The sequence below is a fragment of the Pseudomonas sp. AC239 genome (genome assembly GCF_979258545.1).
On the sequence record NZ_OZ409864.1, the window covers coordinates 3,530,064 to 3,544,393 of the forward strand.

Consider the following 14,330-nt stretch of genomic DNA (forward strand, 5'->3'; position numbering starts at 1 on the left):
TTTGCGAAAGGTTTGAAGATGCGCGTTCTGATTGCCGAACACGACCACGCGATATACGCCCGCCTGCTGCGTCAGGCACTGCCCGAGCTTGAAGTCCTGACCAGCGGCGACTCCGCCGAACTGGCGCGTCAGGCCGCCGATTGCCCGGTGTGGCTGGGCCAGCCGGATCTGCTGGCGACCCTGCTGCGCCAAGGGCATCAACCGCAATGGCTGCAATCGACCTGGGCCGGCATCACGCCGCTGCTCGCCGACGGCCTGCGCCGCGATTATCGCCTGACCCGCGCCGTGGGGATTTTCGGTCAGGTCATGGCCGAATACGTGCTGACCTACATCCTTGGCCACGAACGCGAAGTGCTCGCGCGGCTGGTCAGTCAGGTCGAGCGCAAGTGGGACAACCGCAGCGGCCAGAGTCTGGTCGGGCGCAAGGTGCTGATCGTCGGCACCGGTGACATTGGCCAAAGTGTCGCGCAATTTCTGCTGCCGTTCGGCGTCGAGCTGCACGGCATCGCCAGCACCGCGCGGGAACAGGCGCCATTCGTCGAAGTCGGCGCGCTGGCCGATCTGCCACGGTTGGTGGGCGAGGTGGACTACGTGGTCAATCTGCTACCGAACACCGAACACACCCACGATATCTACGACGCGGCGCTGTTCAAGCAATTCAAACCGACCGGGTTGTTCATCAACGCTGGACGCGGTGTCGCGGTGGTTGATGCCGATCTGGTTGAGGCTTTGAAAGAAGGGCATCTGGCCGGCGCGGTGATCGACGTCTGCCGCCAGGAACCACTGCCGCAACGCCACCCCTTCTGGACCGCGTGGGGCTTGCTGCTCACCGGACACAGCTCGGCACCGACATCGCCGGCGTTGATGGTGGATTTGTTTGTGCAGAACCTGAAAGCGTATGAGGCGGGTGAAGCGTTGCGTGGCGAGGTGGATTTCACCCGCGGTTACTGACTCTCCACCGACTTCACTGTGGGAGCGAGCCCGCTCGCGAAGAGGGCGTGTCAGTCGACAACAGCGTGTCTGACACAGCGCTTTCGCGAGCAGGCTCGCTCCCACATTGGTTTCAAAGTGCAGCCACCAGTTTGCTCAGCGGGCGGCGCTGGCGCTGACAAGCGGATTTACCGGCAGTCGCCAGCGCTTGGCCCTTGCGTCCGCTGGCACTAGACTGGCGGCCTTTTCACCACCTTGATGTTGATGCTTGAGCCATGGCCGCCATAGTCGAACCGTTCTGGAAACGCAAAACCCTCGATCAACTCGATCACGAGGAATGGGAATCGCTGTGTGACGGCTGCGGTCTGTGCTGCCTGCAAAAGCTTGAGGACGAAGAAGACAACAGCGTCTATTACACGCGCATCGCCTGCAAACTGCTGGATCTGAAAACCTGCCAGTGCAGCGATTATCCGAACCGGATCAAGTTTGTCCCGGACTGCATTCAGCTAACGCCGGGTCAGGCGGAAGAATTCAAATGGCTGCCGCCGACCTGTGGTTATCGTCTGGTCAGCGAGGGCAAGGATCTGCCGTTATGGCATCACCTGGTGTGTGGCGACCGCGATGCGGTGCACCATGAGCGGATTTCCCAATCCGGGCGCATGCTCGCTGAAGGCAGCGTGCCGGAGGATGACTGGGAAGATCATCTGATCTTTCGCGCGGGCTGAAATTTTCTCGCTTCAGGTATATCGCAATCGCTGGCAAGCCAGCTCCCACAGTTTTTTCTGTGGGAGCTGGCTTGCCAGCGAAGAGGCCATCAGCGGCGCTGAAAATCCCGGATCAGACGCCGGCCTTCGGCGAGGTCAGCGAATCGTTGCCGGTCACAGTGGCTGTTTCAGTAGCCACTTCGGCATTGGTCTTCAGCTTGCTCAGTTCTTCCCCGGCGCGTTCGATTTTCGCCCGCACGTTGCTCATGTCCTGACGGCCTTTTTCCAGCAGGCTTTTCGCCGAGCAGTGCCCGGTAATGCCACGGGCCACGGCCATGCCGCCGAGCGCCACTTGAATCAGGCCGAACACGCCGCCCCGGCGCAGGCCCTTGCCGACCATCAACACGCCGCCGGTCAACGAGCCGACGCGCTCCCATCCATGCACATTTTTGTGCGCAGGCGACTGGAACGGGGTGGATTCGATGCGTTCTACGCGTTTGAGCTCGCTCATGATCTATCTCCAGGCAGGGTGCGATTGATAGATAAGCTGACTGCCACGGCGGTCAGCTTGTTCCATCGAATGTGCGACGGTTCAGCGGAATTTCGGCCCGGAGCGGGTATTCAGCCCTTTGGCCATGCGGTCGTAGAGCACGACATTGACGGTGGCGGCGAGGTTCATGCAGCCGGTGGTCGGGATGTACACGACGTCTTCGCACCAGTCGCGAATCTCTTTATCCAGCGAGCCGTCTTCCGGGCCGAAGATGTACAGCGCGCGGTCGGGGTGGGTGTATTCCGGCAGCGGCCGGGCGCCTTCGACCAGCTCCACCGCCACGGGCACGCAGTTGAGCGGGAGAATTTTTTTCAGGTCGTCGATGCCGATCAGCGGGATGTCGTAGTGCACGCGCTTGGTGTCGGTGACGAAATCGGCGGCGCGTTCATAACGCTTGCCGGTGTAGAACACCGACGCCACGCCGTAACACCCTGCGGCGCGCATCACCGAGCCGACGTTCTCCGGTGATTTGGGGTTATACAAACCAATGCAGCTGTACCGTTTGTCTGCCACGAGCGGGGTGCCTTCGGGAAAAAGAGCGGGATTATACGGGGATTGGGCGGTTGTGGTCAGATCATGGATTGGCGGTGCCCGAACGGCCGCCTTCGCGAGCAAGCTCGCTCCCACAGTGGTTTTGTGCATGACACCGATCCAGTGTGGGAGCGAGCTTGCTCGGGAAGGGGCCAGTCAGGCCAATGAAGAACTTTAATCTTCTTTTTTCATGAGACCGGCCAGAGCGGCAAACGGGTTATGCGTGGCCTTGGCGATTTTCGGTGTGCTCAGCGAGCCGTCGCCGAAATACTGCTGATCGGTGTAACGCGAGTGTTCGTTGTCATGGCAGTACAGGCACAACAGCTCCCAGTTCGACCCGTCCTGCGGGTTGTTGTCGTGGTTGTGGTCGCGGTGGTGCACGGTCAGTTCGCTCAGGCGCTTGCCGGAAAACTCACGAGCGCAGCGGCCGCAGACGTGCGGGTACTTCTTCAGGGCCTTGTCGCGGTAGCCCATTTCCTTGTCGCGCTGGTTGTCGGCGAGGATGCGGTCCAGCTTCGACGTGTTGGTGGGGGTGGACGAACTCATGGGTTCACCTTTGCAGAAAGACTGATGACGGTTATGCGCAGAGTTTAGCTCAGCCCTTGAGCTTCTCGGCAATCCAGATCGTGTGGCGGGTGCCCTTGTTGCCGTGGGCGAAGACCTGGACTTCTTCGGCCTTGAAACCGGCCTTCTTCAATTTCTCGGAAAACTGCCGATCGGCGCTGGCCGACCACACGGCGAGCACGCCTTTGGGACGCAGCGCCTTGGCGCAGGCATTCAGGCCAGCGGCGGAATACAGCCAGCTGTTGGCCTTCTGAGTCAGGCCTTCAGGGCCGTTGTCGACGTCGAGCATGATTGCGTCGAAACCGTTCGGCTCGCTTTGCAGCACGTTGGCCACGTCTTCCTGGCGGATCACTGTGCGCGGGTCGAGCAATGGCCGGCCGGATTTCTCCCCGAGCGGGCCGCGATTCCACTCGACCACGCCGGGCACCAGTTCGGCAACCACCACTTCGGCGGATTTACCCAGATGCTTGAGTGCCGAGGCGAGGGTGAAGCCCATGCCCAGGCCCCCGATCAACACCCGCGAATGCGGCCGGCCGGCGACCTTGCGGCAGGGAATCTCGGCCAGTGCATCTTCGGAACCGTGCATGCGCGTATTCATCAACTGCCCGCCATCGCCGCCCTGAATCTTGATGACGAAGTCCTCGCCATACTCGAACAGGCACAGGGCACCGCCGTTTTCAGGGATCGGGGTGGTGTCGAGCAGAACGAAACGTTTCATGGAAATCTCTACAAGGGGGAAGGCAAGCAGGCGCGTTGGGAGTAGCCTGAGCACAGACTAAGGCCAAACGGAGCCCTTGATGAAGCGCACCATTCTAACGGTCATTACCCTGGCCGCGCTCGCGATTACTGCAGTGCAGGCCCAGCAGAGCGTTCCGGTCAGCCCGATGCCGCAACCCGGCACGCCCGGTACTGCAACGCCGACGCCGTACCCGCAGATCACTCCGATCACTCTGCCCAAGTCGGGCGCCGGCAGCGGCAGCCCGCCGCTGGTACCGATCGAAATGCCCAGCCCGCCGAGCAAGGATCAACCGGTGCCGGGCATCGAGCCGAACGGCAACAAGGTCAAATCTCCCGGCGGTTAAACCTGTTGCGCAGCGAGTTGGCCGTCGGCCATGCGCAGGCGTTTGGACAGCGAGACAGCGAGGGCGCGGATGATCTTCGCGGCGATTTTCGGCGCGTCGTTGAGCATTTTTTCCAGCGAGTCCTTGCCCAGATTGAGCAACTGACAATTGCTCGCCGCGATACACGTGGCCGAACGGCGCTCGCCATCGAGCACGGCCATTTCACCGAAGGCGCGGCCGCTGCGCAGGGTGGCCATGGTGATCACGTGGCCGTCGGCGCCGGTTTTCTGCACGGCGACCTGGCCGGTGTGGATGATGCACATGAAACTGCCGGCATCGCCCTCGCGAAAAATCGCCTCGCCCTCAGCCACGGTGCTGATGCTGAAGTAACCGGAAGCGGCCGCAAAGTCGGCCAGCTGCAATTGATCGAACAGGCCACAGTCCATCAGCCAGTCGCGGATTTCGTTGTTCAGAAAGGTCGGTTCGGACATGTCGATGCGGTCTTTTTGTTTTCACATTTCAAGGCGATACACGGATCCCGTAGGAATGGGCTTTTGTGGCGAGGGGATTTATCCCCGCTCGGCTGCGCAGCAGTCGCAAGTCCTGCCAACTCGGTGCTTCAGAAATACTGAGTTTGCAGGTTTTGGGGCCGCTTCGCAGCCCAACGGGGATAAATCCCCTCGCCACAAGGGTCTGCTGTTAAGACCCAAGCCACCCACAGAGTTCCTCAGGCAATCTGCAAAACCTTGAACACAAATGCATATTCGAGCGCTACGTCACGTAATCCCTGATAGCGCCCGCTCATGCCGCCATGCCCGGCGCCCAGTTCGGTCTTGAGCAGCAGCAAGTTGTCGTCGGTCTTGGTCGCGCGTAATTTCGCTACCCACTTGGCTGCTTCCCAATACTGCACGCGGCTGTCGTTGTAGCCGGCGATCACCAGCAGCGGCGGATAAGCCTGCGCCGCGACATTTTCGTACGGCGCGTAAGCCTTGATCCGATCATAGACGTCCGGTTCTTCCGGATTGCCCCATTCGTCGTATTCAGTGACGGTCAACGGCAGCTCAGGGTCGAGCATGGTGTTGAGCACGTCGACGAACGGCACTTCGGCAATCGCCACGCCGAACAGATCCGGGCGTTGATTGAGCACCGCGCCGATCAGCAAACCACCGGCGCTGCCGCCGCTGATCGCCAGTTTCTCCGCCGTGGTGATGCCGTTGAGGATCAGAAACTCGGCGCAGGCGATAAAGTCGCTGAAGGTGTTGTGTTTGTGTTCCTGCCTGCCGGCGCGATACCAGGCTTCGCCCAGTTCACCGCCACCGCGAACGTGAGCGATGGCAAAGGCCATGCCGCGCTCGAGCAGGCTCAGGCGCGCGTGGGAGAACCACGGATCGAGACTCGACCCGTAGGCGCCGTAACCGTACAGATACAGCGGCACCGGTTTGCCGACCATCTCGCGCTTCATCACCAGACTGATCGGCACCTGCGTGCCATCCGGGGCGGTGGCCCACAGGCGCTGACTGACATAGGCGTCGGCATCGAACGGGCCGAGCACCGGGGTTTGCTTGAGCACCGTTTGCTCGCCGCTGGCGAGAATCAACTGGCGCACCTGGGCCGGACGATTCAACGCTTCGTAACGCAGACGAATGCGATCGCTCTCGAATTCCAGGCTGTTTTGCACATGGAGGCTATAGGCCGCATCGGGCAACTGCACGCGATACGGCGCCAAGCTCTGCGGGTGGACCTCAATGATCGGCAGGCCACCTTCGCGCAGGCTCAAGGTCATTGCCTCTGCGTTGAGGCTGACGCCGTCGAGCATCACTTCGTCGTTGTGCGGGATCAGGCTCTGCCACTCGGCTTCGCTCGGCGGTACGCCGGTGTCCGCAGCCTGATACAGGGCGAAATTGATGCCGTCGCGGTTGGTGCGAATAAACCAGGTCCAGACGCCATCAAGCAGGCCGTGGTCGACGTCGTATTCGTGATCCTCCACCCGTGGCGCCAGGCAGTTGAACGGCAGGTGCGGTTGGTTGGCGTCCAGCGCCCACACTTCGCTGGTGGTCTTGCTGCCCAGTGACAGCAGCAATTGCTGTTCGGAGCTGGCGCGGTAGCAATGCAGGAAGAACCGCCCGTCCGGCTCGTGGAAGACTTCTTCAGCGGCAGTGCCATCGAGGCGATAGCGGAACAGTTTATGCGGGCGATGGGTGTCGTCGAGCACGCCGAAGAATAGGGTCAGGCTGTCGTTGGCCCAGGTCATGCTGCCGTCGCAGTCCTCGAATTCCAGTTCGCTGACCTTGTCGTTGGACAGCTCTTTGACGAACAGCGTGTAGACCTCGTCGCCCGAGGTATCGACGCTGTAGGCCAGGCGCTGGTGATCAGGACTGATGCTGAAAGCACCGAGCGAGAAGAAGCCGCCATTGGCCAGCGCATTCGGGTCGAGCAACAGTTGCTCGCGGCTTTCATCGAGGGTCAGGCTGTCGTCCGCCGGGCGCGGGCAGCGGTAGTGCCGGGCATATTCGTCACCGGCGGTGGTGCGCGTGTAATACAGATACGGGCCCCAAGGCGAGGGCAGGGACAGGTCGGTTTCGAGGATCCGGCCCTTGATCTCGTTGAACAGGCTTTCGCGCAGCTCGGTCTGATCGGCGGTTTGCGCTTCCTGATAAGCGTTTTCAGCCTTGAGGTAGTCGAGCACCGCGTCGGTGTCGCGCTCCTGCAGCCAGGCATACGGGTCGGCGCCGGGCGCCCGCTGGGCAATTGGGGCAGTCATGACATTGGCGGATTCGGGCATGGAAGGCTCTCGGACAATATTCGGATAAAGGTTTCGCGTATTTTGAAACCGCCGCAGAGCCCTGTGGGAGCGAGCTTGCTCGCGAAGGCGTCCTGGCAGATGACTTTTGCTGCAATGACACACCGCATTCGCGAGCAAGCTCGCTCCCACAGGGATAACAGTGGTCGTCTGGTATTGGGACAAGCCGCATGGGCGAAAAGTCGTTACTATAAGCGCCAATTTGCCTGCCTTGCCATGGACACCATGACCGAGAACGACTATCTGATCGCCTGGGGCCTTTACGCCTTTGCCGCCGTGGGCTGCCTGCTGGTATGGATGCGCCTGACCACCTGGATGTGGCGCTGGCTGCGCGAGCCGCTGCGTGTGCTGATGGCGGTGTTGCTGTTCAGCCCGACCATCGTCGATCCGGTGAAAGCCAAAGTTGCACCGGCCATCGCCATCACCGCCCTGGACATGCTGTTCAAGGTCGGCAACAACGCCTGGCGCGCGGTTTCCGATCTTTTCATGTACGGCATGATCGCCTTCGGGGTGTATCTGGTTTTCGTCTTGATCCGCCTGCCAATCGAGCGCGCCTCGACAGCGCGGCGTGAACGCGCCGAGGCCGCCAAGGCCGCCGCCCGTGCCGAAGAGCGCGACGATGATCAACCGTTCGGCGGCGCCGGTGATGACCGCTACGGTCGCCCGCCAGTGCCGAACAATCCGCAGCGCATGCGGGTCGAGCCGCGTCTGTAACCCGAGAGTCCGCACATGTGTGAATTACTGGGCATGAGTGCCAACGTGCCGACTGACATCGTGTTCAGCTTCACCGGCCTGATGCAGCGCGGCGGCCGCACCGGACCGCACCGCGACGGCTGGGGCATTGCCTTCTACGAAGGGCGCGGCTTGCGTCTGTTTCAGGATCCGGCGGCGAGCAGCGAGTCGGAAGTGGCCAACCTGGTGCAGCGCTATCCCATCAAGAGCGAAGTGGTCATCGGCCACATCCGCCAGGCCAACGTCGGCAAGGTCTGCCTGTCCAACACCCACCCGTTCGTCCGCGAACTGTGGGGGCGCAATTGGTGTTTCGCGCACAACGGCCAGCTCGCTGACTTCACCCCGATCAAGAGTTTCTACCGCCCGGTCGGCGATACCGACAGCGAAGCGGCATTCTGCGACCTGCTCAACCGGGTACGCGCAGCCTTCCCAGAGCCGGTCGATATCGAAGTGCTGCTGCCGGATCTGGTCGAGGCTTGCGCTGAATATCGCAGTAAGGGCGTGTTCAATTGCCTGCTCAGCGACGGCGACTGGCTGTTCTGTTACTGCTCGACCAAACTCGCCCAGATCACCCGCCGCGCACCATTCGGCCCGGCGCGGCTCAAGGATGTCGATGTGATTGTCGACTTCCAGGCCGAAACCACGCCCAACGACGTGGTCACCGTAATCGCTACCGAGCCTTTGACCGAAAATGAAACCTGGACCCGCTACGAACCGGGCCAATGGAGCCTGTGGCGACGCGGCGAATGCGTCAGCCAGGGCAAGACCGAATAAGGATTTGCACCCATGTTGCTCAGTTATCTACGGCTGGTGTTGTTTGCGGCGGGCCTGTTGATCGGTGTCCAGGTGCCGGGATTCATCAACGATTACGCCCAGCGTGTCGAAGCGCATCTGATCGAAGCGCAGACCAGTCTACGTGGCTTTCAGGGCACGGCCGATCAGTTTTTCAAAGGCGACATGCAGGCGCTGGTCGCGCATTACCGTGCCAGCGAAGACCCGATTTTCCGCAGCGATGCCGACAGCCTGAACACCTTGCTTACCCGCCAGGTCGCGCTGGATAAACAATTCCAGGCGATGCAAGGGCCGTGGTACGTGCGTTTCCTGCAAGTGGTGCTGGCGGCTGATCCGGATATTCGCAAGGAAACCTGGAACGGCTACAGCTACCAGATTCTGCTGACGCCCGAGGCGATGATCTGGGGCATGAGCGGCGCGTTGCTGCTGTCGTTCGGCATCGAATGCCTGTTCCGCCTGATCGACTGGGTAGTGCTCGGCGGCCGGCGTCTACGTCAGAGCCGGCCGATCGAAGATCGCGACGTGCGCGGTTTGTAAAACCTGCTCAATCCCCTCTGGCAACAGAGGCTTTATGGCATGGGGGATTCTGTGGCGAGTGGGCTCTGTGGTGAATGGGCTCTGTGGTGAATGAGTTCTGTGGTGAGTGGGTTCTGTGGTGAGTGGGTTCTGTGGCGAGGGGATTTATCCCCGTTGGGCTGCGCAGCAGCCCCAAAACCTGCAAATGCGGTACCTCTGAAAGACCGCGTTGGCCGCAATCACGACTACTGCGCAGCCGAGCGGGGATAAATCCCCTCGCCACTAATCATCCAGTGAGGGTGATGCAGTCCTTGCCGACCTTGTGCGCATATCCTGCCAGGACCTGCTGACACAACGTCACAATCTCCTCGACCCACTCAACCCCGACCCGCCACGACACCACCACCGGCAGATTCGCTGGTCGCTGCTCGATGTCGAGCAAGATCAATTCGCCGCGCGCCAGCTCTTCGGCCACCAGCACCGGCGGCAGCGCGCCGATACCAAAGCCGTCACGCAATAACCGGGTGATCGCCGACACCGAATTTACACAATTCAAGCGGGGCGCCAGCACGCCGTTGGCCTGCATCAGCGCGACGATATCCTGATGCGGCCATGAGTTTTTCGAGTAGGTGATGATCCGCTCCTGCGCCAGTTCGGCGAGGTCGGCGTAGTCGCGGTTGTAGATCGAATTGCTGGCGACGATCCAGCCCAGCGGATGGCTGGCCAGTTCCAGGCTGCGCACGCTTTCATGCCGGACCAGATCGGTTTGCAGTACCAGATCGACAAAGCCTTTTTGCAGCTGATCGCAGAGGTTCAGCGCAGTATCGGCGACCAATTCGATTTCCACGTGCGGATACAGATCGGTCATCTGCGCCACCAGAGGGCTCAGCCAGGTATGGATCACCGTGTCCATCACGCCAATACGCACCCGCCCGACCTTGCTCGAACGGGTCTCGATCGATTGTTTCAGCGCCGCCATGGTGTCGAGCATCTGCTCGGCATACTCAAGCACTTTCAGGCCTTCCGGGGTCAGGCTGACGCCGCGTGAATCGCGCAGAAACAGCTTCACGCCCAGTTCGCCTTCGAGCACCGCAATGCGGCTGGAAATCGACGCTTGGGTGGTGAACAGCTTGTCGGCGGTCAGGCGAAAACTCTTCAGGCGCGCGACCCAGACAAAGGTCTCGAGAAACTTCAGATTCATGGGCAAGGCTCGAGTGACAAATTTTTCTTATGCCTAAGGCGGGTTTTTATTCGTTGGACGGCGCAGGGCAGGGCGACGAAAAATCGGCGCATCCGGTTCCCACGATAGGCGTCGTCGGAGCTTCGAACAAGACCAATAAAAGCCCTGCGGAGATTTGCCATGAGTGCTCCCGACACCCTTCCTTTATCCAAGTCTGCGGCGCGCCCCGGGCCGTTCGACTGGTATCGCAACATCAACCAGCAGGAGCGCCGCACGTTCTGGAGCTGCAAGATCGGCTACGGTCTGGACGGCATGGACACGCAGATGCTCAGCTTCGTTGTGCCGACGCTGATCGCGATGTGGGGCATCACCACGGGCGAAGCGGGGCTGATTCACACCAGCACCCTGATCGCTTCGGCGATTGGTGGTTGGGTCGCCGGAATTCTCTCCGACCGCATCGGCCGCGTGCGCACCCTGCAACTGACGGTGCTGTGGTTCGCCTTCTTCACCTTCCTCTGCGGCTTCGCGCAAAACTACGAACAGCTGCTGATCGCCCGCACCCTGATGGGCTTCGGTTTCGGCGGCGAATGGACCGCCGGCGCGGTGTTGATCGGTGAAGTGATCCGCGCCAGGGATCGCGGCAAAGCGGTGGGCATGGTGCAATCCGGCTGGGCGCTGGGCTGGGGCCTGACGGCGATTCTGTATGCGCTGCTGTTTTCGCTGTTGCCGCCGGAAGACGCTTGGCGGGCGCTATTCATCCTCGGCATCGTGCCAGCGATATTCGTGATCTTTGTTCGCCGTCTGGTGAAAGATCCGGAAATCTATCGCCAAGCCAAAGCTGCGCAAACCCCGGAAAACCCGGCGAAGTTCTACGAGATCTTCGCCCCTGGCATGCTCTTCACCACGTTTCGTGCTTCCTTGCTGACCACCGGTGCGCTGGGCGGTTACTACGCAATCACTTCCTGGCTGCCAACCTTTCTCAAGAATGAACGCGGACTCAGCGTGCTCGGCACCGGTGGTTATCTGGCGATGGTGATCGTCGGTTCCTACGTCGGTTACGTGATCAGCGCTTATCTGACCGACCTGCTCGGGCGGAAAAAGAATTTCATTTTGTTCGCAGTCGGCTCGTTCACCATCGTTCTGCTCTACACGCAGATGCCGGTCAGCAATGGCGTGATGCTGTGGCTGGGCTTTCCGCTGGGCTTCTTCGCCTCGGGGATTTTCAGCGGCATGGGTGCGTTTCTCACCGAACTGTTCCCTACGCGGATTCGCGGCTCGGGCCAGGGTTTCTGCTACAACATCGGCCGCGCGCTGGCGGCGTTGTTCCCGCTGTTGATCGGCCTGCTCAGCCAGAAAGTCCCGCTGAGCATGGGCATCGGCGCCTTCGCAGCGGTGTCCTACGGTGTGGTGATTCTGGCGGCGCTGAGCCTGCCGGAAACCCGTGGCAAACAACTCGACGCGCAGTAACTGATACCCTGCGCAGAAGTCTCCTACAGATAAAAAGACCAGCAGCTACAGGAGTGTTCACCGTGAGCCGCCTGCTATTGAATTGCGACATTGGCGAGAGCTTCGGCAGCTGGACCATGGGTCTGGACGCCGAGGTCATGCCCTTCATCGATTGCGCCAACGTTGCCTGTGGTTTCCATGCCGGCGACCCGAGCATCATGCGCAAAACCGTGGCGCTGGCCCTCGAGCACGGCGTGCAGATCGGCGCGCATCCGGCCTATCAGGATCTGGTCGGATTCGGCCGGCGCTCTATGGCCTGTTCCGCGCAGGAGCTGCAAGACATCCTGCATTACCAGATCGGTGCCCTCGATGGCATCTGCAAGGCGCAGGGCGGGCGGGTCAGCTACGTCAAACCCCACGGCGCGATGTACAACGACATGATGGCCAACCCGGCGCAGTTGCGCGCGGTGGTACAGGCCGTGGCCGCGTATGACCGCAACCTGCCACTGATGTTGATGGCCACTCGTGACAACGCTGCCGCGCAGCAAATCGGTGATGAATACGGGGTAACGTTGTGGTTCGAAGCTTTTGCCGATCGCGCCTACGACAGCGCGGGTCGATTGGTCTCGCGGCAATTGCCGGGCGCGGTGCATCACGAGGCCGAAAAGATCATCGGGCAAGCACTGACCATCGCCGCTGGCGGTGAGCTCACCGCCAGCGATGGCAGCGCCTTTGTCCTGCATGCCAATACCTTGTGCGTACACGGCGACAACGCCAGTTCGGTGGCCGCCGTGCAGCGCATTCGTCAGGCCTTGCAGCCGTCGAGTGCGTCATGAATCCACGGATTGAAGTGGTGGCGCTCGATTGCCTGATGCTGCGTCTGTTCGATGACATCGCTGAAGCCAACATGCCGTGGATGCTTGCCGCCAGCGAGCGTTTGCGCACGGCGTTTGGTGCACAGTTGATCGATCTGGTGCCGTCCTATACCACGTTGATGGTGCATTACGATCTGACCCTGTTGAATCCGGCGCAGGCGCGTGAATTGATCGCCGAAGCGCTGGTCGATCTGTCGCCGAATACGCGAAGCGGTGGGCAGTGTCACGTCTTGCCAGTCTGGTACGACTTGAGTGTCGGCCCGGAACTGAGTCTGTTGGCCGAACGTAGCGGCCTCGCGGTGGAGGAGGTGATACGTCGCCACAGCGCACGGGAATATCAGGTGTTTGCCCTTGGCTTTGCGCCGGGTTTTGCCTTCATGGGGCTGGTCGAGGAAATGCTCGCCGCGCCACGGCTCAACACACCGCGCAAGAAAGTCGCCGCCGGCAGCGTCGGTATCGCCGAGCGGCAGACGGCGGCATATCCGGTGGTCTCGCCCGGTGGCTGGAACCTGATCGGCCGCACTCCGGCAAAACTCTTCGATCGCCATCGCGACGGCTACAGCCTGATGCAACCGGGCGACACGGTGCGCTTCGAAGCCGTCGACCACGCCGAATTCATACGCTTGGGCGGCGACGACACCCCACTGGAGGCGCTGGTATGAGTCGATTGACGATCGAAGCCAGCACACCGCTGTGCCTGTTGCAGGATGCCGGGCGGTTTGGCGTGCGACATCTGGGCGTGACCCAGGGTGGCGCGGCGGACTGGTGTTCGATGAGCTGGGCCAATTGGCTGCTCAGCAATAAGGTGGATGCAGCAGTGGTTGAAATCACCCTCGGCGGCTTTGCCGTGGTGGCTGAGGAGGATTGCTTGCTCGCATTGGCTGGCGCCGATCTCGGCGCGCAGATCGATGGACAGCCACTGGCGCCGTGGCGCAGTTTCCGTTTGACCAAAGGGCAGACATTGCGGTTTACCCAGCCCTTGCTCGGCGCCCGGGCTTATCTGGCCGCTCCCGGTGGGTTCACTGCGCCTAAGGTGCTGGGCAGCAGTGCCACGGTGGTGCGTGAAGAACTTGGCGGGCTTGATGGCATGGGTCTACCGCTCGCCAAAGGGGAGGTGCTCGGTTACAGCGGCGAAGCGTTGGCAGTACGGGAAATGCCTTCGGCGCTGCGGCCGGATTTCAAAATGCACGCGCCTTTGGATTTGGTGCTCGGCGCACAGATCGGCCAGTTCAGCGGGCAGAGCCTGTTCGATGTGTTCAACAGCACCTGGACCATCGACAGTCGCGCCGACCGCATGGGCATCCGCCTGCTCGGCGCGGCGTTGCAATATCAGGGCGCGCCGATGATTTCCGAGGGCATTCCCTTGGGCGCTGTGCAGGTACCGCCGGACGGGCAGCCGATTGTGTTGCTCAACGATCGGCAGACCATTGGCGGCTATCCGCGCCTGGGTGCGTTGACGCCGCTGGCACTGGCGCAATTGGCGCAGTGCCTGCCGGGAGCGAAGGTGAGATTGAGACCAGTGGTGCAGGACGTTGCGCACCGCGAGCATGTCGAGTATTTGCAGCGCTTTAAAGATCGCTAAAAGCTTCGCGAGCAGGCTCGCTCACATAGGTAAAAGCATTCCAAGGTGGGAGCGAGCCTGCTCGCGA

Annotated in this window: 17 protein-coding genes; 10 read left to right on the top strand and 7 right to left on the bottom strand. The window is 61.3% G+C overall.

The features are described from left to right. Nucleotides 1-18: 18 nt before the first annotated feature. A complete protein-coding gene (locus tag ACZ0AZ_RS16080) occupies nucleotides 19-951 on the top strand; it encodes a D-2-hydroxyacid dehydrogenase (RefSeq protein WP_463537723.1) in 933 nt (310 codons plus the stop codon). A 254-nt stretch (nucleotides 952-1,205) separates the two neighbouring features. Beyond that, complete coding sequence (locus ACZ0AZ_RS16085; RefSeq protein WP_016771232.1) at nucleotides 1,206-1,655, top strand: YcgN family cysteine cluster protein; 450 nt, start codon at nucleotides 1,206-1,208, stop codon at nucleotides 1,653-1,655. Between the two features lie 112 nt (nucleotides 1,656-1,767). Here the strand turns inward: ACZ0AZ_RS16085 and ACZ0AZ_RS16090 are convergent, their stop codons facing one another. The 4 genes from ACZ0AZ_RS16090 to ACZ0AZ_RS16105 form a co-directional block, all read right to left on the bottom strand. Continuing rightward, a complete protein-coding gene (locus ACZ0AZ_RS16090) occupies nucleotides 1,768-2,145 on the bottom strand; it encodes a YgaP family membrane protein (RefSeq protein WP_039760946.1) in 378 nt (125 codons plus the stop codon). A gap of 81 nt (nucleotides 2,146-2,226) precedes the next feature. Then, nucleotides 2,227-2,697, bottom strand: coding sequence for an RNA methyltransferase (locus ACZ0AZ_RS16095; RefSeq protein WP_007911337.1), 471 nt, complete (start codon nucleotides 2,695-2,697; stop codon nucleotides 2,227-2,229). 192 nt (nucleotides 2,698-2,889) lie between these two features. Then, the gene (locus ACZ0AZ_RS16100) at nucleotides 2,890-3,261 is read right to left on the bottom strand and encodes a YajD family HNH nuclease (protein ID WP_463537724.1); all 372 of its coding nucleotides are present in this window, start codon (nucleotides 3,259-3,261) and stop codon (nucleotides 2,890-2,892) included. Nucleotides 3,262-3,310: 49 nt separating this feature from the next. Continuing rightward, nucleotides 3,311-3,997 (bottom strand): spermidine synthase, encoded by a 687-nt coding sequence (locus ACZ0AZ_RS16105; protein ID WP_039760950.1) that lies wholly within the window; start codon nucleotides 3,995-3,997, stop codon nucleotides 3,311-3,313. Nucleotides 3,998-4,076: 79 nt separating this feature from the next. Between ACZ0AZ_RS16105 and ACZ0AZ_RS16110 the strand changes: the two genes are divergently transcribed. Further along, nucleotides 4,077-4,361: a hypothetical protein gene (locus tag ACZ0AZ_RS16110; RefSeq protein ID WP_463537725.1), complete on the top strand. Its 285-nt coding sequence runs from the start codon at nucleotides 4,077-4,079 to the stop codon at nucleotides 4,359-4,361. Here ACZ0AZ_RS16110 and ACZ0AZ_RS16115 read toward each other — a convergent pair. Together ACZ0AZ_RS16115 and ACZ0AZ_RS16120 are read right to left on the bottom strand one after the other, a co-directional pair. Next, nucleotides 4,358-4,831 (bottom strand): Crp/Fnr family transcriptional regulator, encoded by a 474-nt coding sequence (locus ACZ0AZ_RS16115; protein WP_463537726.1) that lies wholly within the window; start codon nucleotides 4,829-4,831, stop codon nucleotides 4,358-4,360. The genes ACZ0AZ_RS16110 and ACZ0AZ_RS16115 overlap by 4 nt on opposite strands. A gap of 236 nt (nucleotides 4,832-5,067) precedes the next feature. Continuing rightward, nucleotides 5,068-7,122 (bottom strand): S9 family peptidase, encoded by a 2,055-nt coding sequence (locus ACZ0AZ_RS16120; RefSeq protein WP_129998958.1) that lies wholly within the window; start codon nucleotides 7,120-7,122, stop codon nucleotides 5,068-5,070. A 234-nt stretch (nucleotides 7,123-7,356) separates the two neighbouring features. Here ACZ0AZ_RS16120 and ACZ0AZ_RS16125 point away from each other — a divergent pair, with 234 nt between their 5' ends. The 3 genes from ACZ0AZ_RS16125 to ACZ0AZ_RS16135 are packed head-to-tail and all read left to right on the top strand — an operon-like array spanning nucleotide 7,357 to nucleotide 9,201. After that, nucleotides 7,357-7,854, top strand: coding sequence for a hypothetical protein (locus tag ACZ0AZ_RS16125; RefSeq protein WP_016771225.1), 498 nt, complete (start codon nucleotides 7,357-7,359; stop codon nucleotides 7,852-7,854). A gap of 15 nt (nucleotides 7,855-7,869) precedes the next feature. Further along, a complete protein-coding gene (locus tag ACZ0AZ_RS16130; protein ID WP_129998960.1) occupies nucleotides 7,870-8,646 on the top strand; it encodes a class II glutamine amidotransferase in 777 nt (258 codons plus the stop codon). A 12-nt stretch (nucleotides 8,647-8,658) separates the two neighbouring features. Next, nucleotides 8,659-9,201: a DUF2937 family protein gene (locus ACZ0AZ_RS16135; protein WP_310407549.1), complete on the top strand. Its 543-nt coding sequence runs from the start codon at nucleotides 8,659-8,661 to the stop codon at nucleotides 9,199-9,201. A 265-nt stretch (nucleotides 9,202-9,466) separates the two neighbouring features. On the opposite strand, the gene ACZ0AZ_RS16140 is transcribed toward ACZ0AZ_RS16135, so the two are convergent. Continuing rightward, nucleotides 9,467-10,381, bottom strand: coding sequence for a LysR family transcriptional regulator (locus tag ACZ0AZ_RS16140; RefSeq protein ID WP_463537727.1), 915 nt, complete (start codon nucleotides 10,379-10,381; stop codon nucleotides 9,467-9,469). A gap of 159 nt (nucleotides 10,382-10,540) precedes the next feature. On the opposite strand from ACZ0AZ_RS16140, the gene ACZ0AZ_RS16145 reads away from it, so the two are divergent. The 4 genes from ACZ0AZ_RS16145 to ACZ0AZ_RS16160 all read left to right on the top strand — a co-directional run bounded on the left by ACZ0AZ_RS16145 (nucleotide 10,541) and on the right by ACZ0AZ_RS16160 (nucleotide 14,263). Further along, entirely contained in the window at nucleotides 10,541-11,827 is a 1,287-nt protein-coding gene (locus ACZ0AZ_RS16145; protein ID WP_463537728.1) for an MFS transporter, read from the top strand. A 62-nt stretch (nucleotides 11,828-11,889) separates the two neighbouring features. Further along, the gene (locus ACZ0AZ_RS16150; protein ID WP_463537729.1) at nucleotides 11,890-12,642 is read left to right on the top strand and encodes a 5-oxoprolinase subunit PxpA; all 753 of its coding nucleotides are present in this window, start codon (nucleotides 11,890-11,892) and stop codon (nucleotides 12,640-12,642) included. Further along, complete coding sequence (gene pxpB, locus ACZ0AZ_RS16155) at nucleotides 12,639-13,343, top strand: 5-oxoprolinase subunit PxpB (RefSeq protein ID WP_463537730.1); 705 nt, start codon at nucleotides 12,639-12,641, stop codon at nucleotides 13,341-13,343. Before ACZ0AZ_RS16150 ends, pxpB begins: the two co-directional genes overlap by 4 nt. Continuing rightward, nucleotides 13,340-14,263: a 5-oxoprolinase subunit C family protein gene (locus ACZ0AZ_RS16160; RefSeq protein WP_463537731.1), complete on the top strand. Its 924-nt coding sequence runs from the start codon at nucleotides 13,340-13,342 to the stop codon at nucleotides 14,261-14,263. The genes pxpB and ACZ0AZ_RS16160 overlap by 4 nt, the downstream gene beginning before the upstream one ends. Nucleotides 14,264-14,330 lie beyond the last annotated feature (67 nt).

Bases quoted from the DNA above. Each gene is read 5' to 3' on its own strand.
- ACZ0AZ_RS16130 (WP_129998960.1), top strand. From the start codon at position 7,870: ATGTGTGAATTACTGGGCATGAGTGCCAACGTGCCGACTGACATCGTG.
- ACZ0AZ_RS16160 (WP_463537731.1), top strand. From the start codon at position 13,340: ATGAGTCGATTGACGATCGAAGCCAGCACACCGCTGTGCCTGTTGCAG.
- ACZ0AZ_RS16140 (WP_463537727.1), bottom strand. From the start codon at position 10,381: ATGAATCTGAAGTTTCTCGAGACCTTTGTCTGGGTCGCGCGCCTGAAG.
- ACZ0AZ_RS16115 (WP_463537726.1), bottom strand. From the start codon at position 4,831: ATGTCCGAACCGACCTTTCTGAACAACGAAATCCGCGACTGGCTGATG.
- pxpB (WP_463537730.1), top strand. From the start codon at position 12,639: ATGAATCCACGGATTGAAGTGGTGGCGCTCGATTGCCTGATGCTGCGT.
- ACZ0AZ_RS16085 (WP_016771232.1), top strand. From the start codon at position 1,206: ATGGCCGCCATAGTCGAACCGTTCTGGAAACGCAAAACCCTCGATCAA.
- ACZ0AZ_RS16080 (WP_463537723.1), top strand. From the start codon at position 19: ATGCGCGTTCTGATTGCCGAACACGACCACGCGATATACGCCCGCCTG.
- ACZ0AZ_RS16090 (WP_039760946.1), bottom strand. From the start codon at position 2,145: ATGAGCGAGCTCAAACGCGTAGAACGCATCGAATCCACCCCGTTCCAG.
- ACZ0AZ_RS16120 (WP_129998958.1), bottom strand. From the start codon at position 7,122: ATGCCCGAATCCGCCAATGTCATGACTGCCCCAATTGCCCAGCGGGCG.
- ACZ0AZ_RS16135 (WP_310407549.1), top strand. From the start codon at position 8,659: ATGTTGCTCAGTTATCTACGGCTGGTGTTGTTTGCGGCGGGCCTGTTG.
- ACZ0AZ_RS16105 (WP_039760950.1), bottom strand. From the start codon at position 3,997: ATGAAACGTTTCGTTCTGCTCGACACCACCCCGATCCCTGAAAACGGC.
- ACZ0AZ_RS16100 (WP_463537724.1), bottom strand. From the start codon at position 3,261: ATGAGTTCGTCCACCCCCACCAACACGTCGAAGCTGGACCGCATCCTC.
- ACZ0AZ_RS16145 (WP_463537728.1), top strand. From the start codon at position 10,541: ATGAGTGCTCCCGACACCCTTCCTTTATCCAAGTCTGCGGCGCGCCCC.
- ACZ0AZ_RS16125 (WP_016771225.1), top strand. From the start codon at position 7,357: ATGGACACCATGACCGAGAACGACTATCTGATCGCCTGGGGCCTTTAC.
- ACZ0AZ_RS16110 (WP_463537725.1), top strand. From the start codon at position 4,077: ATGAAGCGCACCATTCTAACGGTCATTACCCTGGCCGCGCTCGCGATT.